This window comes from Oceanicaulis sp., from assembly GCF_051859625.1.
In the GTDB taxonomy this organism is placed as follows: Bacteria; Pseudomonadota; Alphaproteobacteria; order Caulobacterales; family Maricaulaceae; genus Oceanicaulis.
Map to the genome: position 1 here is coordinate 1986454 of NZ_JBHYFH010000001.1, position 24654 is coordinate 2011107.

General features: G+C 62.4%; 22 protein-coding genes and 1 tRNA gene. 12 read left to right on the forward strand and 11 right to left on the reverse strand.

What is annotated here, in order from left to right; genetic code table 11:
- Window positions 1-74: 74 nt before the first annotated feature.
- Window positions 75-260: a hypothetical protein gene (locus tag ACTIGF_RS09380; RefSeq protein WP_022701440.1), complete on the reverse strand. Its 186-nt coding sequence runs from the start codon at window positions 258-260 to the stop codon at window positions 75-77.
- A gap of 262 nt (window positions 261-522) precedes the next feature.
- Here ACTIGF_RS09380 and ACTIGF_RS09385 point away from each other — a divergent pair, with 262 nt between their 5' ends.
- Together ACTIGF_RS09385 and ACTIGF_RS09390 are read left to right on the forward strand one after the other, a co-directional pair.
- Window positions 523-1005 (forward strand): GNAT family N-acetyltransferase, encoded by a 483-nt coding sequence (locus ACTIGF_RS09385; protein WP_439636609.1) that lies wholly within the window; start codon window positions 523-525, stop codon window positions 1003-1005.
- Window positions 1002-2471 carry a RimK family protein gene (locus tag ACTIGF_RS09390; RefSeq protein ID WP_439636610.1) on the forward strand — a complete coding sequence of 490 codons (1470 nt, stop codon included), beginning with the start codon at window positions 1002-1004 and terminating at the stop codon, window positions 2469-2471. The genes ACTIGF_RS09385 and ACTIGF_RS09390 overlap by 4 nt, the downstream gene beginning before the upstream one ends.
- A gap of 52 nt (window positions 2472-2523) precedes the next feature.
- Here ACTIGF_RS09390 and ggt read toward each other — a convergent pair whose 3' ends face one another.
- Together ggt and ACTIGF_RS09400 are read right to left on the reverse strand one after the other, a co-directional pair.
- Window positions 2524-4266, reverse strand: coding sequence for a gamma-glutamyltransferase (gene ggt / locus ACTIGF_RS09395; protein WP_439636611.1), 1743 nt, complete (start codon window positions 4264-4266; stop codon window positions 2524-2526).
- Window positions 4267-4314: 48 nt separating this feature from the next.
- Window positions 4315-5265, reverse strand: a complete 951-nt coding sequence (locus ACTIGF_RS09400) for a LysR substrate-binding domain-containing protein (protein ID WP_439636612.1) — start codon at window positions 5263-5265, stop codon at window positions 4315-4317.
- Window positions 5266-5436: 171 nt separating this feature from the next.
- Between ACTIGF_RS09400 and ACTIGF_RS09405 the strand changes: the two genes are divergently transcribed.
- From ACTIGF_RS09405 to ACTIGF_RS09430, 6 genes are all read left to right on the forward strand, one after another.
- The gene (locus ACTIGF_RS09405) at window positions 5437-7857 is read left to right on the forward strand and encodes a TonB-dependent receptor plug domain-containing protein (RefSeq protein WP_439636613.1); all 2421 of its coding nucleotides are present in this window, start codon (window positions 5437-5439) and stop codon (window positions 7855-7857) included.
- A 151-nt stretch (window positions 7858-8008) separates the two neighbouring features.
- Window positions 8009-9049: a P1 family peptidase gene (locus ACTIGF_RS09410; protein WP_439636614.1), complete on the forward strand. Its 1041-nt coding sequence runs from the start codon at window positions 8009-8011 to the stop codon at window positions 9047-9049.
- 170 nt (window positions 9050-9219) lie between these two features.
- Complete coding sequence (locus ACTIGF_RS09415) at window positions 9220-9723, forward strand: hypothetical protein (RefSeq protein WP_439636615.1); 504 nt, start codon at window positions 9220-9222, stop codon at window positions 9721-9723.
- Between the two features lie 25 nt (window positions 9724-9748).
- Window positions 9749-11746: a TonB-dependent receptor plug domain-containing protein gene (locus tag ACTIGF_RS09420; RefSeq protein ID WP_439636616.1), complete on the forward strand. Its 1998-nt coding sequence runs from the start codon at window positions 9749-9751 to the stop codon at window positions 11744-11746.
- Window positions 11747-11884: 138 nt separating this feature from the next.
- The gene (locus ACTIGF_RS09425; protein ID WP_439636617.1) at window positions 11885-13579 is read left to right on the forward strand and encodes a methyl-accepting chemotaxis protein; all 1695 of its coding nucleotides are present in this window, start codon (window positions 11885-11887) and stop codon (window positions 13577-13579) included.
- Window positions 13580-13750: 171 nt separating this feature from the next.
- Window positions 13751-13827 (forward strand) — tRNA-Arg (locus tag ACTIGF_RS09430).
- A gap of 230 nt (window positions 13828-14057) precedes the next feature.
- Here the strand turns inward: ACTIGF_RS09430 and ACTIGF_RS09435 are convergent.
- The 5 genes from ACTIGF_RS09435 to ACTIGF_RS09455 form a co-directional block, all read right to left on the reverse strand.
- Window positions 14058-14198: a hypothetical protein gene (locus ACTIGF_RS09435; RefSeq protein ID WP_273146872.1), complete on the reverse strand. Its 141-nt coding sequence runs from the start codon at window positions 14196-14198 to the stop codon at window positions 14058-14060.
- Window positions 14199-14637: 439 nt separating this feature from the next.
- Window positions 14638-15102 (reverse strand): hypothetical protein, encoded by a 465-nt coding sequence (locus tag ACTIGF_RS09440; protein ID WP_439636618.1) that lies wholly within the window; start codon window positions 15100-15102, stop codon window positions 14638-14640.
- A gap of 679 nt (window positions 15103-15781) precedes the next feature.
- Window positions 15782-16789 carry a hypothetical protein gene (locus tag ACTIGF_RS09445; protein ID WP_420331962.1) on the reverse strand — a complete coding sequence of 336 codons (1008 nt, stop codon included), beginning with the start codon at window positions 16787-16789 and terminating at the stop codon, window positions 15782-15784.
- Entirely contained in the window at window positions 16786-17034 is a 249-nt protein-coding gene (locus tag ACTIGF_RS09450; RefSeq protein ID WP_439636619.1) for a hypothetical protein, read from the reverse strand. The genes ACTIGF_RS09445 and ACTIGF_RS09450 overlap by 4 nt, the downstream gene beginning before the upstream one ends.
- A 222-nt stretch (window positions 17035-17256) precedes the next feature.
- Window positions 17257-18189: a hypothetical protein gene (locus ACTIGF_RS09455; protein WP_439636620.1), complete on the reverse strand. Its 933-nt coding sequence runs from the start codon at window positions 18187-18189 to the stop codon at window positions 17257-17259.
- Between the two features lie 136 nt (window positions 18190-18325).
- Between ACTIGF_RS09455 and ACTIGF_RS09460 the strand changes: the two genes are divergently transcribed.
- Complete coding sequence (locus ACTIGF_RS09460; RefSeq protein WP_439636621.1) at window positions 18326-19453, forward strand: tyrosine-type recombinase/integrase; 1128 nt, start codon at window positions 18326-18328, stop codon at window positions 19451-19453.
- A 207-nt stretch (window positions 19454-19660) separates the two neighbouring features.
- Here ACTIGF_RS09460 and ACTIGF_RS09465 read toward each other — a convergent pair whose 3' ends face one another.
- From ACTIGF_RS09465 to ACTIGF_RS09475, 3 genes are read right to left on the reverse strand one after another with little or no spacing between them, the layout of a single operon-like run.
- Window positions 19661-20230, reverse strand: coding sequence for an RNA polymerase sigma factor (locus tag ACTIGF_RS09465; protein WP_439636622.1), 570 nt, complete (start codon window positions 20228-20230; stop codon window positions 19661-19663).
- Window positions 20230-20670, reverse strand: a complete 441-nt coding sequence (locus tag ACTIGF_RS09470; RefSeq protein WP_439636623.1) for a Spy/CpxP family protein refolding chaperone — start codon at window positions 20668-20670, stop codon at window positions 20230-20232. Before ACTIGF_RS09470 ends, ACTIGF_RS09465 begins: the two co-directional genes overlap by 1 nt.
- Window positions 20667-20978: a hypothetical protein gene (locus ACTIGF_RS09475; RefSeq protein ID WP_439636624.1), complete on the reverse strand. Its 312-nt coding sequence runs from the start codon at window positions 20976-20978 to the stop codon at window positions 20667-20669. The genes ACTIGF_RS09470 and ACTIGF_RS09475 overlap by 4 nt, the downstream gene beginning before the upstream one ends.
- Window positions 20979-21130: 152 nt before the next feature.
- On the opposite strand from ACTIGF_RS09475, the gene ACTIGF_RS09480 reads away from it, so the two are divergent.
- The 3 genes from ACTIGF_RS09480 to ACTIGF_RS09490 form a co-directional block, all read left to right on the forward strand.
- The gene (locus ACTIGF_RS09480) at window positions 21131-22321 is read left to right on the forward strand and encodes a TolC family protein (RefSeq protein ID WP_439636625.1); all 1191 of its coding nucleotides are present in this window, start codon (window positions 21131-21133) and stop codon (window positions 22319-22321) included.
- Window positions 22322-22325: 4 nt separating this feature from the next.
- Complete coding sequence (locus ACTIGF_RS09485; protein WP_439636626.1) at window positions 22326-24053, forward strand: efflux RND transporter periplasmic adaptor subunit; 1728 nt, start codon at window positions 22326-22328, stop codon at window positions 24051-24053.
- A partial coding sequence (locus ACTIGF_RS09490) for an efflux RND transporter permease subunit (protein WP_439636627.1) occupies window positions 24040-24654 on the forward strand: 615 nt, incomplete at its 3' end. The genes ACTIGF_RS09485 and ACTIGF_RS09490, both read left to right, overlap by 14 nt.

Consider the following 24654-nt stretch of genomic DNA (forward strand, 5'->3'; position numbering starts at 1 on the left):
GCCGATCATCCTGAAGGTTTAGGGTTGGAAGACGGGCGGGTCTGCGGCCCGCCCGCGAGGCGTCCGGTCGGGGCTTATCGGCCGACGGCGGACAGCATGGCCCACAGATCGCGTGCGCGAACCTTGCGCGGTCGCGGGGTTTCCGCGCCGGGATGAAGGCGGGCGTCAGAGCTGCTGGGTCTGTAAAGAGAGGCGGCTTCTCCGCCAAACATGGCCGAACGGGCCGAGCTGGCGATCGAGGACTGATACTGCGTGCGCATGGCGCACACTCTCCATAACAAGATAGGCGCCGGCGAATGCTACGGCGTCGCGACGCGTGCGGCGTCACGTCCAATAGATGGCGACTGAACTCTGTTTTCGGCAAGTGGAGATTTTTGGCGCTTGAAAACAAATTGTTTCAAAGTCGGGTCTGCCCTTGTTTTCAGTTGCAGGTTTCAGTCTTCGGGCGTAAGCACCGCCGTCATGGCGGAACCGCGCGAGGGCGCACGGACCAGACTGCCAGCCTGTGGAGCTTTGGCGTCCATGACGCAAGGCGTCAGCGTCCGCGCCGCGACGGTCGCGGACCTACCCGATCTGATGCATCTCGAAACGCTTTTCCCCGAAGGCGACCGGATTTCTGCGCGCAGCTGGCGGCGTTTTATCGCGCGTCAGGGATGCGTTCTCGTGGCGGTGACGGAAGGGGGAGAGGTCCTTGGCGCGGCGGTCGTGCTGACCCGCAAGGGATCGCAGACGGCACGCATTTATTCGCTGGCGGTGGATCCGGTTGCTCAGGGGCGAGGGGTCGGGAAGGCGCTCATCGACGCCGCATGCGATCTGGTCGTGCAAGCTGGTTGCGCGCGCTTGAGCCTTGAGGTGCGGCCCGACAACGCCGCGGCCCGCAGCCTCTATCGCAAAAGCGGGTTTGAGGATCGCGGCGTCATGCCCGGGCATTACGCGGACGGAACGGCTGCGTTGATCATGGACAAAGAGGTTCCGAGCGGACCTGCGGAGACGAAGACACGATGACGGACTGGCTGATCCTTGTTGAGAGCGAGTCAGACCTCAAGCAGACCGAGACGCCGCACAAGGTGATGCGGGTGTCAGATTATCTGACCAGCCCGGTCCTGTTTGCGGAGCGGCGGCCCTATGTGCTCAATCTGGCGCGATCCTACGCCTATCAGGGCGCGGGGTATTATGCGGCGCTATTGGCCGAGGCGCGGGGGCACCGGGTCAGCCCGACGGTGCAGACCATGGTCGAGCTGTCGCGCAAGGATCTCTATGCCCACGCCCTGCCGGACCTCAACGCCCGGCTGGCCGATGTGCTGGGCAAGGGCGTCGCGCCCGTGGAGGAGGTCTTCATCGCCTTCTCCAAGACGCCCCAGACCGGCTATGGGCGCCTGGCGCGTGAGGTCAGCGACTGGTTCCGCACGCCGGCGCTGGAGCTTGAGATCAGCCATGAGCGCACGCCGCGTATCACCCGCATCCGGCCCGTCCCGCTTCACAGGATGAGCGCGGATCAGCGCGCGTTCTTCCTGGAGGCGTTGGCCGGCTATACGCGCAGCGCGGTGCGCTCGCCCAAGGCGCGGGCCGTGGCGAAATGGTCGCTGGCGGTGCTGGTCGATCCCAATGAGCATACCCCGCCTTCGCAACCCTCAGACATCAACCGCCTTGTGGAGGTCGCGGGCAAGATGGGCGTGGATGTGGAGGTGCTCGACACCAACGACCTGCCAAGCCTGGCCGAGTTTGACGCCCTGTTCATTCGCGCGACCACAGCCATCGACAACATCACCTATCGCTTCGCGCGTCGCGCCGATCAGGAAGGCATGCCGGTGATCGACGATCCGGTGTCGATGATCCGCTGCACCAACAAGGTCTATCTCAAGGAATTGCTGGAAAAGGCCGGCGTGCCGATCCCGCCCACCGAAATCATCGACAAGAAAGCTGATCTCAAGACGGTCTTCGAGCGCCTGGGCGCCCCGGTGATTCTGAAGACGCCCGACGGCTCGTTCGGGCTCGACATGGTCAAGGCCAACACGCTTGAAGAGCTGCAGGCGGGCGCGAAACGCCTGTTCGGCGAGACCGCGCTTCTGATCGCGCAGGGCTTTGTGCCGACCACCTTTGACTGGCGCATCGGCGTGCTGGGCGGCCAGCCTCTGTTCGCCTGCCGGTACGGCATGGCGAAAGGGCATTGGCAGATCGTCAAGCATGGCGAGAACGGGAAGATGACCGCGGGGCGCACCTCCACCCTCGCCATTGAAGACGCCCCGCAAGAGGTGGTGGAGACCGCTGTGCGCGCCGCGCGCCTGATCGGTGACGGGCTTTACGGGGTGGACCTCAAACAGACCGAGGCGGGGGTCATGGTCATGGAGATCAATGACAATCCCAATCTCGAACACTCCGTCGAAGGCGCGGTGCTGAAAGACGCGCTGTGGAAGGCGATCGTCGAGTGGTTCTCGACCCGGCTTGAAAAACGCCTGTCCGCTGGACGCTGAATGCAAAAAGGGCCGCGCGCTGCGCGGCCCTTTTTAGGTCTGGGTTGGTTGCCTAAGGCTGGGCGGCGATGCCGTCGCGGCGCGGGTCGGCTGCACCGATCAGCGTGCCGTCTTCAAGCTCGCGGATGATATGGATGCCGGAATTCTCCCCGCGTCCGCCCTGGATGGTGAAGCCGCGATCCCGCAGCTCGGCCATGAGCGCTTCGTCAAAGCCCTCTTCGATATTCACCGTGTCGCCGCGGGCGACCACATTGGGCAGGCTGGCGGCCTCGATCGGGCTCAAACCCCAGTCGAGCATGCCGACGAGCGATTTGGCCGTGTAGGCGATGATCGAATTGCCGCCCGGCGAGCCTGTGGCCAGTTCAAACGCGCCGTCTGAATCGAGCACGATGGTGGGTGACATGGATGAGCGCGGACGCTTGCCCGGCTGGACCGCGTTGGGCAGCAGGCGGCCTTCTTCATCGCGGGCGATGAAGGAGAAGTCGGTCAGCTGGTTGTTGAGGAAGAACCCGCCCACCATGCGGCCCGACCCGAACGGGCTTTCCACCGTGGTGGTCATCGAGACCACATCGCCGTCCGCATCCATGATCACGAAATGGCTGGTGCCCGGGCGGTCGTCTGTGGCGTCTTCGGGCTGCTCGTCTGCGCCCGGCGGCGTGCCGTGGGTGACGGCGGGAATGGCCTGGGCGGGATCAATAAGCCCGGCGCGCGCGGCGAGATAGTCGCGATCCAGAAGCCCTTCGACCGGCACGTCCACAAACGCGGTATCGCCCACATAATGGTCGCGGTCAGCATAGGCGAGGCGGCTCGCCTCGATGAACAGCGTCCAGCCGTCCGCGGTTTCGGGTCCATGCGCGCTCATGTCGAAGGTTTCCAGCATGCCCAGAATGGCGCCGACCGCGACCCCGCCGGAGGCGGGCGGCGGGGCCGAGCAGATCTGATAGCCGCGATAGGGCGAGCACAAAGCGCTGACCTTTTCAGGCTCATAGTTCGCCAGATCCTCCACGGTCAGATAGCCGGGGCGCGGCGCTTCATTGACCGTGGCGACGATGGCCTCGGCGAGGTCGCCTTCATAGAAATTGCGCCAGTCCTGCGCGATCAGGCGCAGGCTGTCGGCATAATCGGGATTGGTCAGCACATGACCGACGGGCCAGGCCTCGCCGTTTTCGTCAAACAGATAGCGGGCGGCGGCGCCGCTTTCTTCCATGTCGGTGAAGCCGGCCATGCGCTGGGAAATATTGCTCAGGCGCGGCGCGACCTCAAAGCCGGTGTCGGCGAGGTCTATGGCGAAATTGAAATTCTCCGACCATTCCAGCGCGCCATGCTCGGCATGGGCCATGTGCAGCATGGCGATGGCGCCGGGCGCGCCCGTGGACAGGCCCGAGCGCCAGGCCTGGACGTATGGGTAGGGCGCGCCGGTTTCAGGATTGATGAACAGGTCTTCGTCCGCGCTCATCGGCGCGCGCTCGCGTCCGTTATAGACGCTGACCTCGCCCGTATCCGCCTCGTAATGGACCATGAAGGCGCCGCCGCCGATGCCGGAGCTTTGCGGCTCCACAAGGCTGAGCACGGTCTGCACTGCGATGGCCGCGTCCACCGCGTCCCCGCCGGCGCGCAGGGCGGCGAGCCCGGCTTCGACCGCGTCCGGGTTTGCGGCGGCGACCATGCCGGCGATGGGCGTCGCGGCGGCCGGGGCGTCAGTGTCAGGCGCAGGCGTCGCCTCGGTTTCAGACGGCGCATTGCAGCCCACAAGGGCGAAGGCGGAGGCGGCGGTCAGCAGGGTGAAGCGGGTCATGGAGTCCTTTCACAGCCCTTTGGAGGCCGGTTTCGCGTCTGGGCCGGTTTACAGGCCGGGAGTTTCAAACGGACGGGCCTCGTCCATCAAGTCATCTTTCAATCGCCGAGCAGCGCTATGCAGCGCCCGGCCTTCTGGCCAGACGATATGATACCCCCAGCCAAGTGGGGTCACGCCAGAGCCGATCAAGAACACCAGTCGACCGGCGGCGATGTCGGGTTCGGCGAGACTGCGACGCGCCAGCGCCAGGCCGCGCTGGTGGGCGGCGGCCTCCAGTACATGGTCGTGGCGATTATAGCGGTCGCCGCTCAGCGTGTCGGCGCGTTTCACGCCACGCTGCGCGAGCCATTGCGCCCAGCTGGGACCCACCGGTTCGCCGCCCGTGCGCTCATGATGGACCAGCGGCAAGGTCTCAACGGCGGTGCGCCAGTTCACAAGGTCGGGCTCGGATCCCAGAAGCATTGGGGAGACCGCAGGCGTCAGGCTTTCGCTCAACAGCTCAAGGGACTGCACGCCGGTCGGGGGTGTCTCCGAGAACCGGATTTCAAGGTCCAGCTGGAACCGGTGCAGGCTTTCGGGCGCAGGATCGGTGACCAGTTGCACCCGGTAGTCGCGATGTTCGGCTTCAAAGCGGTTGATGCGCGAGGACAGCCAGCGGGCGGCGAACGCTCCGGGCGCGCCCAGCCGGATCAGTCCGGGGTCATGATGCGCGCTCAACCGGATGCTGGCTTCGCGCAGTCGCTGAAAGGCGTCATGGACCATTTCGGCGGTGGCGCGCCCTTGTGCGGTCAGCGCCATGCCGCGTCCGGCGCGTACGGTCAGTTTCGTTCCGATCAGCTCTTCAAGCAGCCGGATCTGTTGAGACACGGCGCCGCTCGTCACCCCCAATTCCGCGGCGGCCTGGGTCACGCTTCCGTGACGGGCGACGCACTCAAACGCCCGCAAGGCGTTGAGCGGCAAGGGCGAGGAATGGCTAAGAGTTAGATTTTCTAAATCCATCTTCAGTGTTGCTCAATTGTGTTGCGCTGCGACATCGTTTAGCGTTTCGCTCGACATCATCGTCGTATGTACATCTGCCATTTGATATAGCAGGTATATTTTATGACGAAGTCGTGCGTGCATTGAGGGGTGCACTGGTTTTGTGTCTTTTGAGCAAAAGGGTGTGACACAATGAAGAAGATTTTAGGCGCCGTATCATTAGCTGCGCTGACGGCTGCGACGGCTTACGCACAATCCGCTGACACGGATGACACCATCGTGGTGGTGGGAACCCGGTCCGAGGGTCGGACCGCGCTTCAAACCACCGCTCCCGTCGATGTGGTTGATGTCAGCGCGCTGGAAAACACCGGGATCACCGAGCTCAACGCGGCGCTTGCTTACACCTTGCCCTCGTTCAACTTCCCCAGCCCCTCCATCACCGACGGCACCGACCATGTGCGCCCGGCGACCTTGCGCGGCCTGGGGCCGGACCAGACGCTGGTGCTGGTCAATTCGCGCCGCCGTCATTCCTCCGCTCTGGTCAATCTTGGCGGCTCGGTCGGACGCGGCTCCGCGGCCGTGGACCTCAACACCATCCCAACCGCCGCTGTCGGCCAAATTCAGGTGCTGCGCGACGGCGCTTCGGCGCAATATGGCTCGGACGCCATTGCGGGTGTCATCGATGTTCAATTGCGCGAAGCCAGCGAAGGCGGACAGGTCAGCGCCACTTATGGCCGCTACGCCACAGACATTCCGCTGACCACGGGCGAGCGCAGCGCCAGCGACGGCGAAACCGTCAACCTGTCAGGTTGGGTGGGGCTGCCGCTGGGCGCAGACGGGTTCCTGACCCTGTCGGCGGAATATCTCGATCGCGCGCCCACCAACCGCGCCGGTCCCGATCCGCGCCAGCAATATCCCAGCCTGTCCGGCGGCGGGCTGGACCCGCGTGAGCAGACCTTTGATCGCATCAATCACCGCTTCGGCCTGGCGGATGCGGAAGCGTTCTCCTTCTTCGCCAATGCGGGCCTGCCGATTAACGCGACCACCGAGCTCTACGGCTGGGCGGGTTATCAGACCCGCGAGGGCGAAGCGGCCGGCTTTTATCGCCGCGCTCAGGACAGCCGCAATGTGCCGGCGATCTATCCTGACGGCTTCCTGCCCCTGATCACCACCGACATCGAGGATTTATCGGCGGTTGGCGGCGCACGCGGCGTCATTGGCGGCTGGGATTGGGACGCGTCCCTGGGCTATGGCCGCAACGAGCTGGCCTATGGCGTGGAGAACTCGCTCAACACCTCTCTGGGGGCGTCCAGCCCGACATCGTTTGATGCTGGTTCGCTGATCTATGACCAGATCACCGGTAATCTCGATTTCGTGCGGTCTTATGACCTTGACGGGTTCGCCGGGCCGCTCTCGGTGGCGTTTGGCGCTGAATACCGCCTTGAAGGATATGAAATCAAAGCGGGCGAGGAAGCCAGCTACATCACGGGCGATCCGACCAAAGCGGGCGGCAGCCAGGTCTTCCCGGGCTTCCAGCCGAGCAATGCGATTGATGAAGACCGCGATTCCTTTGGCGTCTATCTCGACCTCGAAGCCGATGTCACGGATCGGCTCTTGCTGACGGGCGCCGTGCGGGCGGAGACCTATTCCGACTTCGGCGAAACCGTGACGGGCCGGGTGTCTGCGCGCTATGAGCTGAGCGAGAATTTCGCCCTGCGTGGCGCGATCTCCAATGGCTTCCGGGCGCCGTCGCTGCAGCAGGCCTATTTCACCTCCACGTCGACAGTCTTCACCGGAACGCCGCCGACGCCTGTGGAAGTGGGAACCTTCCCCGCTGACAGCCCCGTCGCAGCAGCGCTGGGCGGAGAGCCGCTCGACGCCGAGGAGTCGGTGAACTATTCAGGCGGCGTCGTGTTCACCCAAGGCGGGTTCAGCCTGACCGTGGACGCTTACGCCATTGATATCGACAACCGCATCGTTCTGTCTGAGAACCTCTCAGGCGCGACGGTGGAGAGCCTCTTGCAGGCGGCGGGCGTCAATGGCGTCACCAGCGCGCGCTTCTTCATCAACGGGGTTGAGACCGAGACACGCGGCGTCGATATCGTGGCGACTTATGGCCTGGACACCGAACGCTACGGCGATTTCAACTTCACCCTGGGCTATAACCGCAACGACACCGAGGTCACGCAGGCGCCTAGCTCTGAAGTGCTTCCGGGCGTCACCTTGTTCGCCCGCCGCGAGATCGCGCGCTTTGAAGAAGGCCAGCCGGACGACAAGCTGATCGGCTCGGTCAACTGGACCCGCGGCGCCTTTGGCGGCGTGCTGCGCGCCACCCGCTTTGGCGAGACGGTCGATCCGGGCTCGGCGGCGGACGGATCGGGCGATGAAGTGCTCGATCCCAAGACCATTGTGGACGCGGAATTCTCCGCCGATGTGTTTGAAGGGCTGACCGTGTCCTTCGGCGCGAACAATCTGTTTGACGAGTATCCTGACGCCACGTCGCTCGATCCCAATCTGGCGGGGACGTTCTCGGACATCTTCCCGTTCTCGGGGTTCAGCCCGTTCGGCTTTTCGGGGCGTTATGTCTACGGACGCATTCGCTACGCCTGGTAAGCGCACACCTGTTTGTGATTGCGGCCCCCGTCAGAGTGCTCTGGCGGGGGTCTTTTTTTGTCGGTCTTCAGGCTATGCTGAGATAACGTATCCAGGTTGCGAGCCGAGCGCTATGGGGGAGCCTGCGCCGCATTTGGATCGACGTTCTTTCATGATGCTTGCGCCGACCCTGGCGTGCGTCGCTACGACAGGAGCCAGCGCCATGGGCGGACCGGCCAGCCGAAACGATATCACCGACATTCAAGGGTTGCGCGTAGGGCGGGCCGAGAACGGCGGCGCGAAGACGGGCGTCAGCGTCGTGCTCTGTGACCAGCCCTTCACTGCGGCGGTCGATGTGCGCGGCGGCGGCGCCTGCACGCGGGAGACCGATGTGATGAACCCGGGCGGTCTTGTGGAGACCGTCGACGCCATCGTGCTGTCTGGAGGGTCTGTCTATGGCCTGGCGGCGGCGGATGCGGTCACCGCCGCGTTGGGTGAAGGCGGTCGCGGATACGCCCTGTTTGACATGCCGGGCGTTCCGGCGTCACCGATCGTGCCGGCGGCCTGTCTGTATGATCTCGCCAATGGAGGCGGGAAAGACTGGGGACGCACGCCGCCTTATCGTGATCTGGGCTTTGCTGCGCTTGAAGACGCGCATCGGGGCGGTCCCGTCATGATCGGCGCCTATGGCGCAGGGTATGGCGCAAGCGCTGGAACCTTGCCGGGGGCGGTCGGCTCCGCCAGTTGGCGCGGAGAGGATGGGATCACTGTGGCGGCCCTGGTCGCCGTGAACTGTTTCGGCTCGGTCACCATGCCAGGCCAGGACGATGTTTACTGGGCCTGGCCGTTCGAGGTTGGCGATGAATATGGCGGACGGCGTCCGGATGTCAGCCAGATGGCTGATCTTGAGGACTGGGGCGCCGCCAAGCTCAATCCCGGCCTGCGGACGCAAACGACACTGGCTGTTGTGGCGACGGATGCGGCTTTGACCCGTGACGAAACGCGGCGTTTGACAGTGATGGCGCAAGATGGACTGGCGCGGGCGATTCGGCCGGTACACGCTCCCGTTGATGGCGATGTTGTGTTCGGTCTTGCAAGCGGTGCGCGAGAAATTGAGGGGCCTCGACCGATCACCCTGACTCGTTTGGGGAATCTCGCGGCCGATTGCTTAACGCGTTCAATCGCCCGTGCGGTGCATCAAGCACGACCTTGATGAATGCGGCAATAACTCACCAACTAAAAAAGCATATTTGTATACAATTGTTTTTAAAGGGATTTTATCCCATTTCCCCTGTACGGGGAACACTCGATTAAGAGGCTGTTCACGGCTTTGCTCCATCCCTGCAGTGAATGAGTTCACTATACTTGTGTTGGGGTTTGAGAATGATCCGCATTTTAAGTGCAGCCGGCCTGGCCTTGCTGCTGAACAGCGCGGCCACCGCGCAAACAACTGAGCGCGACCTGGCGGTCGTCGGGCGTGCGCTGAGCTTCCTTGAAGGCGCGTCCGGCTCCGACCGGACGGTCGCTATCGTCTTTGATCCAGGCAGCGCTGCGGAAGCCGAAGCACTGAACGCGGCCATGGCCGGCGGTCTCAGCGCAGGCCGCGTGACCCTGAACGGTCAGCTTGTCCCGCTGGGCCAGGCGGTCAGCGGCGTCGACGCCGCCATGTTTGTCGGGGGCGCAGCCTCTGACGCCGGCGCCGTCCAGGCCGCGACGTCAGCCGGGGTGATGACGGTCTCCACCGACATGGCCTGCGTGCAGGCGGGCAATTGCGTCATGGGCGTCCAGAGCGAGCCTTCCGTGCGCATCGTGGTGAACAACGCGGCTGCAAGCTCAGCCTCCGTCAGCTTCTCCACCGCTTTCGCCATGATGGTCGAAGAAATCTAACGCTGCCTCCTAAGGAATCGAGACGATGAAAAATACCCTGCTTTATTCCGCGGCGGCGCTGATCGCGACCTCCGCAGCCGCCAACGCCCAGTCCATTGACTATCAGATGATGGGCGACATGTTCGGCGAGCCGGTCACCACCGGCGCCACGGGCGCGCCGCAGCGCTCCACCGAAGTGCCTGCGACGATGATCATCATCACCCAGGACGATATCGCCAGCGCGCCGGAATACGACATTCCCGGCATTCTGCGCCATTACAGCGGCGTCGATGTGGCCCGTTTCTCCATGGGCCAGGGCGAAGTGAGCATCCGCTCCGGCGCCACGCCTTACACCCCGCGCCTGCTGGTGCTGGTGAACGGCCGCGAAGTCTATCTCGACAGCTATGGCTACACCGCCTGGTCGACCCTGCCGGTGACCCTGGACGAGATCCAGCAGATCGAAGTGGTCAAGGGGCCCCAGTCGGCGCTTTACGGCTTCAACGCCGTGGCCGGCGTGATCAACATCATCACCCGCAACCCGGCTTTCGGCGACTACGCCAGCGGCACGGCGGAAGTGGGCACCAACGGCTATCAGCAATACCGTCTGGCCGGCGGCAAAGCACTGAATGACCAGATCGCCCTGCGCTTCAGCTATGGTCGCACAGACGGCCGGAACTTTGACGCCCAGGATGATGTCACTGATGCACTCGTCCTGCGCGCCGCCAACCCGGATTTCGAGCGTGAACATTTTGCGCTGGGCGGCTCTGTTCAATTCACCGACAAGGTGGGCCTGACCTTCGAGTACACCCAGTCTGAAGCGGATGTACTTGAAATCAACTCCATCTATAGCGGCACATCAAACTCTTATGACCTGACTTCATATCAGGGCGAGTTCGGCGCTGACACGGATTTCGGCTACATCACGGTTGGCGCGTACCGTAACGAGTATGAAATCGGATATGTCTTTGGCGATCTTGAGGGCGAACTGACCTCTTTCAAGATTCAAGACCTGATCAAAATCGGTTCAGACGACACGATCCGGCTGGCTGTTGAGTTCCGCAGCGCGGTCGCAGGCTCTTTCCCGGACCCGACCGCTGGGGACCTGAACGCCGACACCTTGGCGTTTTCGGGCATGTGGAACCACAAGTTCTCAAGCAAGCTCGAAACCACGTTCGCCGTGCGTTACGACATGATGGATTGGAGCCGTGACGGCGCTCCGAACCCGGCGCTGTATCCTTGGGCGCAGTCAGACTTCGATGTCAGCTTTGAAGAGCTCAGCTATAATGCTGCGCTGGTCTACACGCCTGAATTTGGCGGTACGGTTCGTCTCTCCGCCGCGCGGGGCGTCCAGGCCCCGACCATGTTTGACATGGGGTTCCTGTTCAACATCGGCGCCGCCAACCTGATCGGCAATCCCAACATCCAGCCGTCCATCGTGGACAATTTGGAAGTCGCCTATGATCGCACTCTGTCGAATGGCGTGCAGTTGCGCACGGCATTGTTCTGGCAGCAGACCGATGACGTTAAAGGGGTGTTCGGCACGGCGCCGAACCTGTTCCCGCCGAACACGCCGCTGCCGTCCTACACCTTCGACAATCATGGCGAGAGCAAGCTGTGGGGTTTCGAAGGGTCGCTGTCCGGCATGATCGGCGAGGCTGTGAGCTGGGATGTCAATTACACCTATAAATCAGTTGATGATGATCTGCCGGGCTTCCCAAGCGCTCACCTGATCGATTTTGAAGGCGTGACGCCGGAACATCTGATCAACGCGCATGTGGGCTGGACGGGCGACCGCCTGAGCCTGGACGGGTATGTGAACTTTGCGTCCGACACCACGTCGCCCTTCTTACCAAACTTCGGCAATGCGCAATCGCGTGAGATTGATGGACACGTGTCCTTCTCTGGTCGCGCCAGCTACGCCCTGACTGATAATCTGGACCTGTCCCTGACGGCCCAGAACGTCAACTTCGGCGATGGCGAAGTGATCAGCCCGGTCTATGAGACCGAGGCGCGGTACTGGGTGAGCCTGCGGGCGAACTTCTAAAAGGCCTGATTTGCGTCGCCGCCTCGTCTCTGACGGGGCGGCGAACGCCACGACGAGCATCCATAACCTATTAAACTATCAGGCTTAGGTTGGTGATAACCATATGCTCGCGCTGAGATTTCAAGGGGTCGCGCTATCATGTTCAAGCGTCTGAGATTTAATGACTGGCCGTTTTCGCTCAAGTTCGGCGTCGCGCCAGCTCTGGCGGTTCTGGCGCTGATCGGCATCGCCCTGATGGGCGGGTTCGCCCTCAACGGGGTGGCGAAAAGCCAGGAAGCCACCGTTGAACGACTGACGGGCGTCATAGCGCTCGACTCGCTGAGAACTGAAACTGAATCCCTGAACGCCGACGTCTATCAGACGCTGACCGCCGTCGCCGCAGGGCAATCGGTGGACGTGTTCACCGCCTTTGACGGCTATATCGCCCGCGTGGGCGAGCTGCGCACGAACTTCGCCGCGATGGCGGCTGAGGCGGACGCTGAAAGCCAGGCCGTGTTCGCCAATTTGGATGAACAGCTGGAGCTGTACGCCGGCGGCCTTGAGGTCGTGGGCTCCATGCTGGAAATGGATTTCGCCAGCGCTGTGGGTTTCGTCGAGCCCTTTGACGAAGTCTTCGCGCAGATGAACGCTGACATCGTTTTGATCAGCGAGCGCGCTGTCGCCGATGCGGAAGCCGGCGCGGAGGCCGCGAAGGCGTCTGCCGTGCAGACCAAATGGATGTTCGCCCTGGTCACCTTGCTGGTGGCGCTGGGGCTGACCGGGGTCGCTTTCGGCTTTGGCCGCGCTGTCAGCCGGTCGGTGAAATCCATCGCCAGCGCCACTCAGAAGCTGGCGGCGGGCGATTACACCGTCGACGTGACCCATTTGAAGCGTTCTGACGAGCTGGGCTCGATCGTTGAATCGCTCGAGACATTCCGCAATAGCGGCCAGGAAGCCTTCCAGTTGCAGGAAGAGCGTCAACGCGCGACCGAGGCCGAAGCCGAACGCGCCCGCAAGATCGAAAGCCTCGCCGCTGACTTTGACTCCGCTGTGGAGCGCACGCTGGAAGCGGTGACCATGTCCGCCAGCGCGCTGCAGGAAACCGCTGAAGTTCTGGTCGGCGCCTCCGCCAACACCACCAGCCGCGCAGGCGAAGTCTCCGGCGCCGGCGCCGTGGCGTCCCAAGCTGTGGCGACAGTGGCTTCGGCGGCGGAAGAGCTGTCCGCCTCGGTCTCCGAGATCGCGGCTCAGGTCGAACGCTCAAGCGATGTGTCGGGCCAGGCCAAGGACCGGATGGAGCGCGCCTCTTCGGAGATGACCCAACTGACCAGCGCGGCCAATGAAATCGACCAGGTGGTCAAGCTGATCTCCGACATCGCCGAACAAACGAACCTCTTGGCGCTGAACGCCACCATCGAGGCCGCGCGCGCCGGTGAAGCCGGTAAGGGCTTTGCGGTCGTGGCCAGCGAGGTGAAGACGCTGGCGGAACAGACCGGACGGGCGACGGGGCAGATCTCCAATCAGATCACCCAGATCCAGTCCGCCACGGGCGCTGTGGAAAGCGCCATGGATGAAGTGCGCGGCGTGATCGAGGAAATGCTGAACGTGGCCTCGGCCATCAATGCGGCCATCGACGAGCAGCGCGCAGCGTCAAACGAGATCGCCAGCTCGGCCCAGAGCGCGGCGTCTGAAACCCAGCGCGTGTCCGCCAATATCGAACAGGTCAGCCGTTCTGCGGACGAGACCAGCGGTCAGGCCGGCACCGTGCAGGAAACCGCCGCCACTGTCCGCCAGGAAGCGGGCGGGCTGGCCAGCCGGGTGCGCGAATTCCTCTCCGCCGTTCGCGCAGCGTAAGGCTTTTAAGCGGGTCGGTGGCAGTGAAGGGACCCCGCGTCTCGGCTGCAGCCGGCCCGTTTGCAGTAAAGGTGAGAAAAGCGCAGCCCGGACGCTTGCCAAGCCCAAATCCCTTGGCTAGTTTCCGCGCCTCGCTGACAGGGACGCATCGCGCCCCCATCGACGAAACAGGCGCCGGTAGCTCAGCTGGATAGAGCACCAGACTACGAATCTGGGGGTCGGGAGTTCGAATCTTCCCCGGCGCGCCATTCTTCCCTAAATAAAATCAAACGCTTATCGCGTTGCGATGCCCGTTGGGGATGTGGAGCGCTACCTGCTGCAGAGTGCTGCACGGTTCCACACGATTCCAACGACTTACACGCGTCGACGGCTGCTCCGTGCTGCACGGATGCTGCATGGAATGGTGTGATTAGCTTACGCGCAAAACTATTTCAGCGCGCCTCTCGTCTGCGAAAAAGCGCTAATTGCAGACAGGCCATTATAAGTCTCGCAGGAACTCTCCAATTTCGGGAAGCCTGTAAGGCGCTTGCAATCTCAGCGCAATCATCGCGCCGTTGCCGATGGAGGAGCCATCTTCAGGGGTCAGGGAATAGATCAGGCTGGCCAGGTTATCAGTCATGTGGTCTGCGGACTCGCGAATTGGGTGTTTTCAGGGACCCTATCGCGCGAAATCTTGGTTTGCACGTCGATTTCGGTTTGTTGCCGCGCCATGTGTCAGCGTGGCCAATGGTCAGCCTCAGCGCGGAGTTAAAGGACTATGCGATTCCCGAGTGTGTGGGCGACAATAACGACGCGACGTTACGATAAAGCGCTTTGTGACGCGTGAATGCGCATCACAGCAATCTAGAAAACAGACTTACACACCTTTGACCCTCGCTAGAGGCTCACAGGGTGCATGCCGCGGTTTGCTATTCAGACCAGCTGGTGACTTCAAAATGCGCGCCCAAGATCAGCAGGGTGCGAGTGGCGATGCTGCTGGTTGCCGAGGAGTGCCGAAAGCGGAGAAAAAACCGATACTTCTATACAACTTTCCTCAGCTTCCGGCCTTGTAATCCCCTTTAGTCCTCCCTGAACAGCTCCGCCCGCCTTGTCGGGCCGATCAGCATCAGCGACAGGATGTGCTTTTCGTCGTCGGTCAGGTGTTCGCACGTTAGGCCGCCTCCTCGGACAGCTTCAACCAGCTTGTACTCGGCGGGCGTGACGATCCGCGAAAGCATCTCCCTGTAGGGCTTTGCCTTCATGCGCTTCTCCTGCGCGTATTGTTCTACCCACATCGGAAAGAGCTGTTCCAACGGCGTGTTCGTGAGCTGGGCGATCCGCTTCAGCGCGTGAAGCGGGATGGGGGCCTTTCCGGTCTTCCACATTGCGCAGATGTTGGCGCGTTTATAGCCAAGCTCTGTGGCGATCTCGTCGTTTGCTAGGCCCGACCGCTCGTTCAGGTTCTCGTTCAGCCATTCGGCGAGCGCAGAGCTCGCATCAACGTCATTGATGTCTTGATGGCGATCTAAATTGGAGTTGCTCATGTTTTCCTTCAGCTTTAAATAGAAACGCGTAAATTTGCGTCGCGTAGGAAAGTGTATTCATAGTAATGTGAATGTCTCTTGGGAAATCTATATTTTGCTAATTCCCAAATTTCGCTCTCAGATGGCCGCTGAGAGCAATTCTTTGCTTCGGGTAGGTATGTCTATCCGGGGCGGAGAACGCGTCTCTGTGAGCTTCTGAGGGGCGAATGGCGGCATTTTAAGGGGCCACGCTCTGATTTCAGGTTTTTCCGCTCGATGCGTTCGCGTTCCTGGCCGTGGATGCAAGCTCACAAAGCCTCGATGCCGGGCAGGTCATGGCGCTCCTGTTTGTCATAGATATTCTGAACGAAGCTCTGGCAGCCGGAGACCGGGAGGGTGAACAGGAGAGCCAAGAGCGCTGCAATGCGAATGAGGTGTTTTCTTCTCTGGTTTGACCGAATGCCATGACCGGATATGTCTCGACCGGAGGGATGGCTTAGTATTGCGCCTTGTAAAGAAGAGTCAGTGTTGGGTGGATAAGGCTGGTACCGAATCTGGCCTCGTTTATTATATAATAAATTATAAATATAATTATAGTAATTATTATATATAATATAATACTATATATAAGAAGAAGCTTTTTCGGTACCGTTTTTGATCTCCATGGAGGCGTGCGGAGGGCATTTCACCCTCCGCTTTTTTACACATCTTCTCCGGCCTCGCGAAGTATGTTCAGAGCATTCAAGGCTCCTTGCACGGTGCTGCGGCAAGACTGCATAGTTCGGCTATCACCGGAGATGGTGGCGTAAGCTTTGGCGACCTCTGCGACGAAGCCCCTTTTGTCGGGTGACTTTCCAGCCAACACAACAGTCTTTTCCGCTTTCCATACCGCACAGGTCCGGTCGAACTGGTCAGTCAGTGCGCGGCGGGTCGAGGCATTGCGAACCCAGCCAGACGACGCAAGGAGGGTGAGCTTCTGCTCGATCTCCTTGGATTCAAATTCAGCTGCGGCTTTGTCTAGGGACTGCGCCACCAGCGCCTGAAACTGGTCCTTACGCTTCTGCCGCTCAATGCTGGATGCAAGCTTGTGTTCGAGCGCATCTTCTTCGATCTTTTGCCGCCACCGCGCTTGGACTTCAACGTCGCGACGAAGGCGCCAGTCTCCGAGCTGGGGCTCCCAGCCGCGAAGGATGGAAATAGCCCCGAGAGCACCGGCATTGATAGGATTGAACCGACCGTTCTCGTCCAGCAGTTCGTCGAACTGCTGGCGCCCTCCAAAGGTTAGCCGAGCATCGACAACGTCTTGGCAGGTGACCCTATGTCTACAATCGTCGCACTTCCACTTCCGCTTGGCGAACCGCGGCAGCCCGAAGCAATCACGAGCACGTGGCGGCGCATGGACCAGATCGCCATTCCTGTCGATCCAGCTGCTCGCGCGTTCACGCTTCAGCTTCGCCTCCATATCCGTTTCCTGCTGCGGCAGCCCATCTTCGCCAAGGGGAACTTTTAAGGCCTTCAGAAGCCAGTGAGCGCGTTCCTTCGTATTGATCGCCGTACCAGCGACCACCACTTGATCATTGTCACGCATGAAGCGCTCATGAGCGCCCCCTTTCGGCGGCCTCTCTTCAATGAACGGCTGGTTAGGGCGTAGTTGCTCATGGATGCGGCGACGGGTCGTGCGAATCCGCTCTTTCAGGTCGAGACTCATACCGCACCTCCTTCCTTGTACCCTTGCAGTCCGGAGGCGAGTTCTTCGAGGTGTCCGTCGAGCAAGCGCTTCGAAGCAAACAGCTTCCCGCAAGAGCGCCCGATGGGCAGCTCGCCACGTTCTTCTGCGTAGCGGACCTGACGCTCAGACAGGCCGAGATACTCGGCTATAGCCTTAGCGCCCCACAGGTAGTCGCTGCCACCGCACAAGGCCTGGGACAGTTCAGTAGTCATTGTCATGATCATCAGGTGACCTCCCCCTCGTGAGCGGTAAGGGCTTGATGATTGATCGACGCCAATTGGAGATCGCGGGCCAGGTGGGGGGGGAGGTTGAGGAGAGCGGCGATGTACTCGCCGTCGATGGTTTTCTTGTTAAGCATTTGAGTTTTGAAGCTCCCTTCATAATGGTTTTCAGATAGGTTTGATCCTTGCGCGAGTTCTTTTCAGAGCGCCAAGGCGGTAGGTAACTTATTGTTCTTCAGCCTCCTTTCTGTTGCGGTGGATAAAGCGGCGCAGTGGCTCGGCTAAGTTTAGTTCGATGCGGACCGCCGCATGCTTGCGAGCGGTCTGCGCCTCGTCCCAGCGCGGGTCTGTGAAGGTGTAGAAAAACGTACCCTCGTCCGTCCGATGTCTCTGGTAGGCGTGCAGAAGCCAGTCGAGGTCGAAATTCGCGGACCGAAGCGAGCGGATGTCGGCGAGCAAAAGCCAGCCGTCTCCAGGCAGTAGCTTTTCGCTGTTCTTGCCAAGCTCAGGCTCGCCAAGACTGTCCGGGAGATCACGTACTCGCGCAAAAAGCCAGCGTCGGTCGATTAGAAGAAGCCGGGCGTCCTGGGAGCGATCAGCACCAATCTGGCTCGCAGGGGCTGCAGAGATTCCCTGCTTTGCTTCCCGTCGCGCAGCGGCATCACCGCTGTCGAGGCCGAACCAGTAGAGCACATAATCGACCCATTGCTCTGCGAGGCTGATCGCCAGCGGTATCGGATCGCCGTTTTCATCATGTTGCGGTCCAGGCACGGCCGCAAGCAGATCAGCAAGCCGCAGGAACGAGAGGTCGGCGAAATCCGCCAACGTCATAACCATCTCGGCCTTGAGCAGTTGATCCAGCTCCCACAGCCGCATCCAACCGCGTACCGGCGTGTAGGTGTCTAGGTCGATCTTGCGAGACTTCTGGCATGTGATCCATCCGGCGCTCTGAAGGTGCTTGAGCGCCGCCTCGGTCGCGAACCGAGACAGGGTTCCGCCACCGTGAGCGATTGCCTTGCCCTTGCGCGTCGCCACATCCTTCAGCGGTGCGCCGGTCGCCTCGTCATCGGTCAAGAATTGACGCTCACGCCAGTCCAGCCGTAACTGGTCTGCCACCCAGTCGGGATCGGAAAATTTCTCTCTGTCCAACAAAGTCATCTTGACGCCTCTCATAGACAATGGAATGTATCCGCGTGCCCACCGGACTGACCGATGGGCGGCGCGGGAATGTATGCCTCACATTGTTATCTGCGTCAATAGGAAATCAACACTGACTGACAATAAGGAACGATTGATGGCAATTTATTCGATCACCACCCCCGCTGGTGCGAAACGCTGGACGGCGAAGTACAAGGACACTCAGGGCAAATGGCGATACAAAAACTTCGGACGGAAAAAAGAGGCGCAAGCCTTTCTAGAAGAGGTTAGCCGCCAGCTTGGCGAGGGCACGTTCGTCCACGACAAGGCCACCTGTACCGTCACCGAGGCAGCAGACTTGCATCTTGGAAGCGCTTCGGTCCGCGCGCTCGAACCGGGCACGCAGGACCAGTACGAGCAGCACGTCCGGCTCTACATAAAACCGCACCTCGGCCACGTGCTGTTGACCAAGCTCACCGAGCCGATGATCCAAGAATTTCTAGACGACATTGTAGAAGGGCAGTCGGCGGCCATGGCCAAACGCGTGCTTGGCACGCTGAACCGGGTAATCAAGGATGCCCAGCGCCGAAATCTTGTGGGCCGCAACATCATCGCCGACAAGTCGATCAAGGCTCCCCGCGCCGAACCGTATGTAAAGCGGATGCCTGAGCGCCATGAGTTGAGCGGCTTACTCGCGAACACGGATGACCGGGGGCAAGTCCTTCTGATGGCCGCGATGCTGACCGGCATGCGTTTGGGCGAGCTGCGCGCTCTGACATGGGATGATGTCCGTTTTGATGAGCGCATCATCCGTGTGCGCAAGGCCAGCCGCTCAGACGGATCAGTGAAGGGTACGAAGTCGGCTAGCGGCTATCGAGACATCCCGATCAGTGGTGTCCTCGGTCTCGAGCTAAAAAAGTGGCGACTGCAGTGCCCGGTCGGAGGCAAGGGCCTCGTCTTCCCGAACGGCAACGGGAATGTCGAAAGTGGTTCAAACATCAGGCAACGTGTCTTCATTCCGGCGATGAAGGCTGTCGGCCTGACGACCGAGGTCGTAGGCAACACCGGCAAGAAGGTCGAGAAGCCAGCTTTTCGGTTCCACGATCTGCGCCACGCAGCTGCTGCGCTCTTCATCGAGCAGGGCATGGGACCCAAGCGCATCCAGGAGTTAATGGGCCACAGCTCGATTCAGGTCACGTTCGACATCTACGGCTATCTCTTCCGCGACCCGGAGGCCGACGCCGCAGCGGTTGATGCGATTTCGGCGAAGCTCCTTGGAGGCTGATCGACCCCATATGGTTCAAATCGATTTCAGGGGTGGCTTACACCCGAAGGACCGGGCTCTTTGAGCCGGCTTTCTTTTGCGATTGTTTATAGTCCGGCTGCGCGGAGTGTCAGAAAAGAGCTGCGGCGTGCAACGAAATTTGCTAGCGAGGACGCGAGGGTCTCTTCAGCGGCCGTTGAATGCGACCCCGAACCTCACAAGGGCTAATCAATTTCTGCGGATCAGCGCTGCGGTTAATCTCTTTCTCGCCCGGTATAGCCTGTTCTCCACCGCCTTCTCCGTAAGGCCGAGTTCTTTGGCGGCTTCGGCCATAGTGAGCCCCTCGAAGGCGGTGAGGATGAGCGGGGTCTTTAACCCATCTGGTAGAGCACTGATCGCCGTCTTCGCCCGCTTGAGCTGGTCTCGGTCGACCGTTACGCGTTCCGGGTCGGCGGTGTCTTGCGGCGCGTCCCATTCTGCGCCGGAACTGGACACCGGACTGAGGCTGATCCAGCGGCGCACGCGCGCCTTTCGCTGTTCGTCGCGGCACTTGTTGCGCACGATGGTGCGCATCCAAGTCTCGAAGGGATAGGCGGGATCGTATTTGCGTAGAGACCGCCAGGCCGCAACGAACGCCTGCTGGACCATATCGTAGGCGAGGTCCTCATCGCCGATATGGCGGCGAGCAAACCGGTATAGCGGCTCCTTGGTCCGGCGCATGAGCAGGGTGAACGCCCGGTCCTCCCCGGCGAGCGCCCTGGCCGCCAGGTCGCCGTCCGATGCATCGGCGTCGCGCATCACTGCCCGGTCTGGGTCAGGGTCGCCGTGACGGTCGCGTCGAAGCGCGCCTGTTGCTCGGGGGTCAGCACTTCTCGCATTTCCAGAACAAAGACGATGGTCTCACGCTGGAGCCGTCCCATGGTGCCGTGAAAGTCCTCGATAGCGGCCTGGACCTCTTCGGTATAGGCCTTGTCCGAGTCGATCGCCGAGGCGAGGCGGGTGTTGGCCGCCTGCATTTCGCTTTCGAGGGCGCGGCGCCGTGTTTGGTAGCGCGCCTCGATGCCGGCGATGGCGTCGGCCTGGTCGGCCGAAAGGTCAAGCTCGTTATGGACCATCTGGTGAAGAGAGGGACCTGTGTCAGCTGGCGCAAAATAATGGGTCACGCACCAAGCGCCGAGCGCGCCGGCGGCCAGTGCGAGGACTACGCAGAGCGCCTGGTAGAAGCCGAGCTTGCTCATCGCGGCGCGCCTCCAAGCAGTGTCGAGGGTGCGTACGGCGTCGAGGCTGAGAAGGCGCTCATGGGGCTGGCCGGGCCTGCACCCTGAAGGCTAGTGGCGCCGATCATCGCGCCAATAAGGAGGGCCGAAAGGATCGCCGCGGCGGGACTGGTCAGAATCCGGACCGGTCCCGAGAACCCTGTCAGCCCTGTTTCGGCGTAGAACCGCTCCTTCTCGATGCGCTCCCAGACCTCGGCCTCCATCGTTATGAGGTCGGCCTCAACCGGTTCTTCAGCGATCTTCTTGAGTACGCAGTCGATATCCGTCATCGCGCGGCTCCCGTGCATGTCCATGCCTACGATACGCACGCCGGCGCGTCGTCCCTCACATCTATATCGGCCAGCTGCTTATTCCGCACGCCGAGTGAGGGACGCCGCCTCCCGGCGCGTAGGGGAGAGTGAAACACACAGGATGACTACTCATGCTGATCCTCGCAACCGTGGCAGCCACCCTTTCCGCGACGCCCGCGCCTGACATCGCGGCGTTGAGCGCGCGCCTCGACGAGCATCCAGCGCTCGCCGCTCTTTCGGTCGAGGCTGAGGCTCGCCGTCTTGACGGTCGCAGCCGGCTTGGTCTGCCGAACCCCAGCGTCGCGCTCGGGGTCAACAACGTACCCGTGAACGACCCGCTTCAGTTCGACGAATACCTGCCGAGTTCGAAATCGGTCACGGTGACTCAGGCCCTGCCGAGCCGTGGACTGCGTGAGGCCCGCTCGGCCGCCGAAGAGGCGCGCGCGCACGTCGCATTAACGATGATGCGCATGCGCCGCGACCAGCTTGAAGCCGCACTTCGTGTGTCGCTGCGGGAGATCGACGCAGCTGAGGATATCGAACAGCTCGTCGCCCGTCAGCTCGCGGTCTACGACGATCTGGCCGAAGTGCTGGAAAGCGCGGCGGCGGCGGGCGAAAGCCGGTTTGTTGCATTGGCCGATATCGACGCCGACCGCGCCGCCGCCGATACGACCGCCGCCGACGCCGCCCGGATGGCGGCCCAGGCGCGCAGCCGTCTGGAAAGCCTTGTGGGCGCTGTCGATAGACCGCCAAACCTTGAAACCATCGAGCCGCCGATGAGCGAAGGGCAGCTCCGATTCCATGAGGTCGCGTTCGCCGAGGCTCAGGCGCGCGCGGCCGAGGCGGGCGTCGAGATCCGCGAACGCGATTTCGATCTCGGCTACGAGGTGTCGGTCAGCTATTTCCAGCGGGAGTCGGGGGCGATGTTCGACGGGGACGATTGGGTGTCGGCGCGGGTTGGGGTTTCGGTTCCGCTCTGGTCGCGGTGGAACCAGCAGCCTGCGCTGGAGGCGGCGCGGCGTGATGCCGATGCGGCTGCACTGAGAACCGCCGACGCCCGGCGTAGCGCGCTTGACGAATTTCGGGCGGCGACGGCGGCCTACGCCGCGGCCCGCCGCTCGCGCAGCGCACTGGAAGGGCGCATCGAAGCCCTTCAGGCGCTCGCCGCCGCCGCACAACGCGAGTACGAGGCCGGCTATGGGGATCTGCGCCCGGTTCTCGAACCGCGCACAACTGCGCTCGAGGTTGAGATTCGCTTGCTTCAGCTGGATCTGGAGGCCGACCGCGCGGCCGCCCGTATGCACGCCCTTACGCTGGATTGATCCGATGAAACGCACACTGCTCATGCTTTCGGCGGCGATCGCCGTTCTCACCGCGCCGGCCCCGTTCTTCGGCGCCGCGACGGCCGCTCACGCGCAATCGCCTGAGGCCGGATCGTCTGAGGATGGCGAGCAGCGCTACACCTGTCCGATGCACCCCCATTACATCTCGAACGACCCGGGGAGCTGTCCGATCTGCGGTATGGATCTGGTGCCGATGGAGAGTGGCGGAGCGGACGCCGAAAGTGGGATTTTGGCCGGCGCGCGTCCGGCTGTGACCATCTCACCCGCCATGCTCCAGACTGTGGGCGTGCGGATCGCCGAGGTCGAGCGCACTGAGTTCGGGGGCCGTATCGAAGCGTTCGCCCAGATCGCAGCCAATGAGCGGCTTCAGTCGGCTGTCTCCACCCGCACGCCGGGCTGGATCGAACGGCTTTACGTGCGCGCCGTCGGCGACGAGGTGAGCACCGGCGATCTGCTGTTCGAGTTCTACAGCCCCGAGCTTGTGGCCGCGCAGATGGATTACTTCTCGGCGCGCGCCTCCAATGCGCGGCGCGCCGAGGCGTCGCTGCGCCGGCTTGAGGCGCTGGGCATGGGGCCGATCGCCATCGCCCGGATGCGCGAGCGCGGCGAGCCCCTGCGCATCGTCCCAGTCTTCGCCGAACGCCATGGTGTCGTTTCCGAGATGAACGTCGCGGAAGGCGATTACCTGCCGGTCGGCGCGGACGTTCTGACGCTGCAGGACTATTCGACGGTCTGGGTGATCGCCGAGGCGCCGCAGAGCGACCTGGTGCACCTGGCCGAGGGGCAGGGCGCCGATGTGCGGCTGGCTCGCGGCGGCGCGGCGGTCAGCGGCGCAGTCGACTACATATATCCGACCTTTGATGCGCGCACCCGGACAGGTCGTGTTCGCGTGGTCGTGCCGAACCCGTCCGGCGCGCTGCGCCCCGGCGCGTTCGCCAGCCTCACGTTTGCGGGCGACAGCGAGCGCCGGCTCGCCGTTCCCAGCGAAGCGGTGCTCTACAGCGAGGATGGCGCGCGCGTCGTCGTCGCGCGTGGCGGCGGCCGTTTCGAGCCACGTGCGATCGAAACCGGGCTCAGCGAAAATGGCTTCACCGAGGTGAGCCGCGGTCTGTCGGAGGGCGAGACGGTCGTCGCCTCCGGCCAGTTCCTCATCGACAGTGAAAGCCGACTGCGGGAGAGCTTTGCGCGCATGCAAGGCGCAGACACGCCCATGAGCGCCCTTGAACTGTCCGAGGCCGAGTTCGCCATGGTGGATCATGTCGTTGACGCGGCGCTCTACGTCCACGAGGCGCTGCGCGACGGCTACGAGGTCCAGCCGTCCTTCTTCCAGCCTGCGATCGACGCAGCGGAGATGATCGCAGGTCGCTATCCGGGGCGTTTGGGATCGATCATGGAAGAGTCGGTTACGACTCTGCAGGATCTGACCGAGGCGGAGACCGCGTTCGAACTTCAAGGCGGTCTGGACGCTCTGGTGGAGACCATCCGTCCCTGGCTGATGAGCCGGCCGCAACGCTATGAAGCGCTCGGCCTGTCGATTTATGAAGCTGACGGGCGCGCCTGGCTTGAGGCCGGGAGCGCCCGGCCGTTCAACCCCTACGGCGATGAAGACGCAAGACGGGTGTCGTGGCCGGAAGCCGCGCCGGAGCGTGAACAAGCCGAAGAGATGAGCGAAGACGCCATGCGCGCCGGGGGTGGTCATGCAAACCACTGACTCCGGGCTTCGCGACCCGTCCAAGGGCTGGGTCGCCGGCCTCATTTCCTGGTCGATCCAGAACAAGCTCCTGGTCTTGATCGGCGCGGTAGTGTTGCTGGTCGGCGGGGTTCGCGCGGTCCAGTCGACGCCGCTCGATGCGGTGCCGGACATGACCGACACCCAGGTCATCGTACGCACCGAGTTTCCCGGCCAGAGCCCTCAGCTGGTCGAAGACCTCGTCACCTATCCGATGGCGAGCGCGCTGCTGGGCTTGCCGCGGACAGAGGACGTGCGCGGCGTCTCCATGTTCGGTTCCTCCTTCATCTACGTGGTGTTCGAGGACGGGGTGGATCAGTATTGGGCGCGCTCCCGCGTGCTCGAGGCGCTCTCGCGCATGCAGGCCGAACTGCCCGCCGGCGCGACGCCGGAGCTCGGTCCCGACGCCACAGGTGTCGGCTGGGTCTATCAGTACGCCCTGGTGGACCGCACGGGCCAGCGCGACCTCGCCGATTTGCGCGCCCTTCAGGACTGGTTCCTGCGCTTTGAACTCGCCGCCGTGGACGGCGTGGCGGAGGTCGCCTCGGTCGGGGGCTTTCAGCGCGAGTTTCAGGTGCTCCTT

Excerpts from the sequence above, each read along its gene's own strand:
- ACTIGF_RS09485 (WP_439636626.1), top strand. The coding sequence starts at position 22,326 with ATGAAACGCACACTGCTCATGCTTTCGGCGGCGATCGCCGTTCTCACC.
- ggt (WP_439636611.1), bottom strand. The coding sequence starts at position 4,266 with ATGACCCGCTTCACCCTGCTGACCGCCGCCTCCGCCTTCGCCCTTGTG.
- ACTIGF_RS09470 (WP_439636623.1), bottom strand. The coding sequence starts at position 20,670 with ATGAGCAAGCTCGGCTTCTACCAGGCGCTCTGCGTAGTCCTCGCACTG.
- ACTIGF_RS09385 (WP_439636609.1), top strand. The coding sequence starts at position 523 with ATGACGCAAGGCGTCAGCGTCCGCGCCGCGACGGTCGCGGACCTACCC.
- ACTIGF_RS09455 (WP_439636620.1), bottom strand. The coding sequence starts at position 18,189 with ATGACTTTGTTGGACAGAGAGAAATTTTCCGATCCCGACTGGGTGGCA.
- ACTIGF_RS09415 (WP_439636615.1), top strand. The coding sequence starts at position 9,220 with ATGATCCGCATTTTAAGTGCAGCCGGCCTGGCCTTGCTGCTGAACAGC.
- ACTIGF_RS09400 (WP_439636612.1), bottom strand. The coding sequence starts at position 5,265 with ATGGATTTAGAAAATCTAACTCTTAGCCATTCCTCGCCCTTGCCGCTC.
- ACTIGF_RS09380 (WP_022701440.1), bottom strand. The coding sequence starts at position 260 with ATGCGCACGCAGTATCAGTCCTCGATCGCCAGCTCGGCCCGTTCGGCC.
- ACTIGF_RS09405 (WP_439636613.1), top strand. The coding sequence starts at position 5,437 with ATGAAGAAGATTTTAGGCGCCGTATCATTAGCTGCGCTGACGGCTGCG.
- ACTIGF_RS09460 (WP_439636621.1), top strand. The coding sequence starts at position 18,326 with ATGGCAATTTATTCGATCACCACCCCCGCTGGTGCGAAACGCTGGACG.
- ACTIGF_RS09465 (WP_439636622.1), bottom strand. The coding sequence starts at position 20,230 with ATGCGCGACGCCGATGCATCGGACGGCGACCTGGCGGCCAGGGCGCTC.
- ACTIGF_RS09440 (WP_439636618.1), bottom strand. The coding sequence starts at position 15,102 with ATGAGCAACTCCAATTTAGATCGCCATCAAGACATCAATGACGTTGAT.
- ACTIGF_RS09450 (WP_439636619.1), bottom strand. The coding sequence starts at position 17,034 with ATGATCATGACAATGACTACTGAACTGTCCCAGGCCTTGTGCGGTGGC.
- ACTIGF_RS09410 (WP_439636614.1), top strand. The coding sequence starts at position 8,009 with ATGATGCTTGCGCCGACCCTGGCGTGCGTCGCTACGACAGGAGCCAGC.
- ACTIGF_RS09480 (WP_439636625.1), top strand. The coding sequence starts at position 21,131 with ATGCTGATCCTCGCAACCGTGGCAGCCACCCTTTCCGCGACGCCCGCG.
- ACTIGF_RS09420 (WP_439636616.1), top strand. The coding sequence starts at position 9,749 with ATGAAAAATACCCTGCTTTATTCCGCGGCGGCGCTGATCGCGACCTCC.
- ACTIGF_RS09445 (WP_420331962.1), bottom strand. The coding sequence starts at position 16,789 with ATGAGTCTCGACCTGAAAGAGCGGATTCGCACGACCCGTCGCCGCATC.
- ACTIGF_RS09390 (WP_439636610.1), top strand. The coding sequence starts at position 1,002 with ATGACGGACTGGCTGATCCTTGTTGAGAGCGAGTCAGACCTCAAGCAG.
- ACTIGF_RS09435 (WP_273146872.1), bottom strand. The coding sequence starts at position 14,198 with ATGACTGATAACCTGGCCAGCCTGATCTATTCCCTGACCCCTGAAGAT.
- ACTIGF_RS09425 (WP_439636617.1), top strand. The coding sequence starts at position 11,885 with ATGTTCAAGCGTCTGAGATTTAATGACTGGCCGTTTTCGCTCAAGTTC.
- ACTIGF_RS09475 (WP_439636624.1), bottom strand. The coding sequence starts at position 20,978 with ATGACGGATATCGACTGCGTACTCAAGAAGATCGCTGAAGAACCGGTT.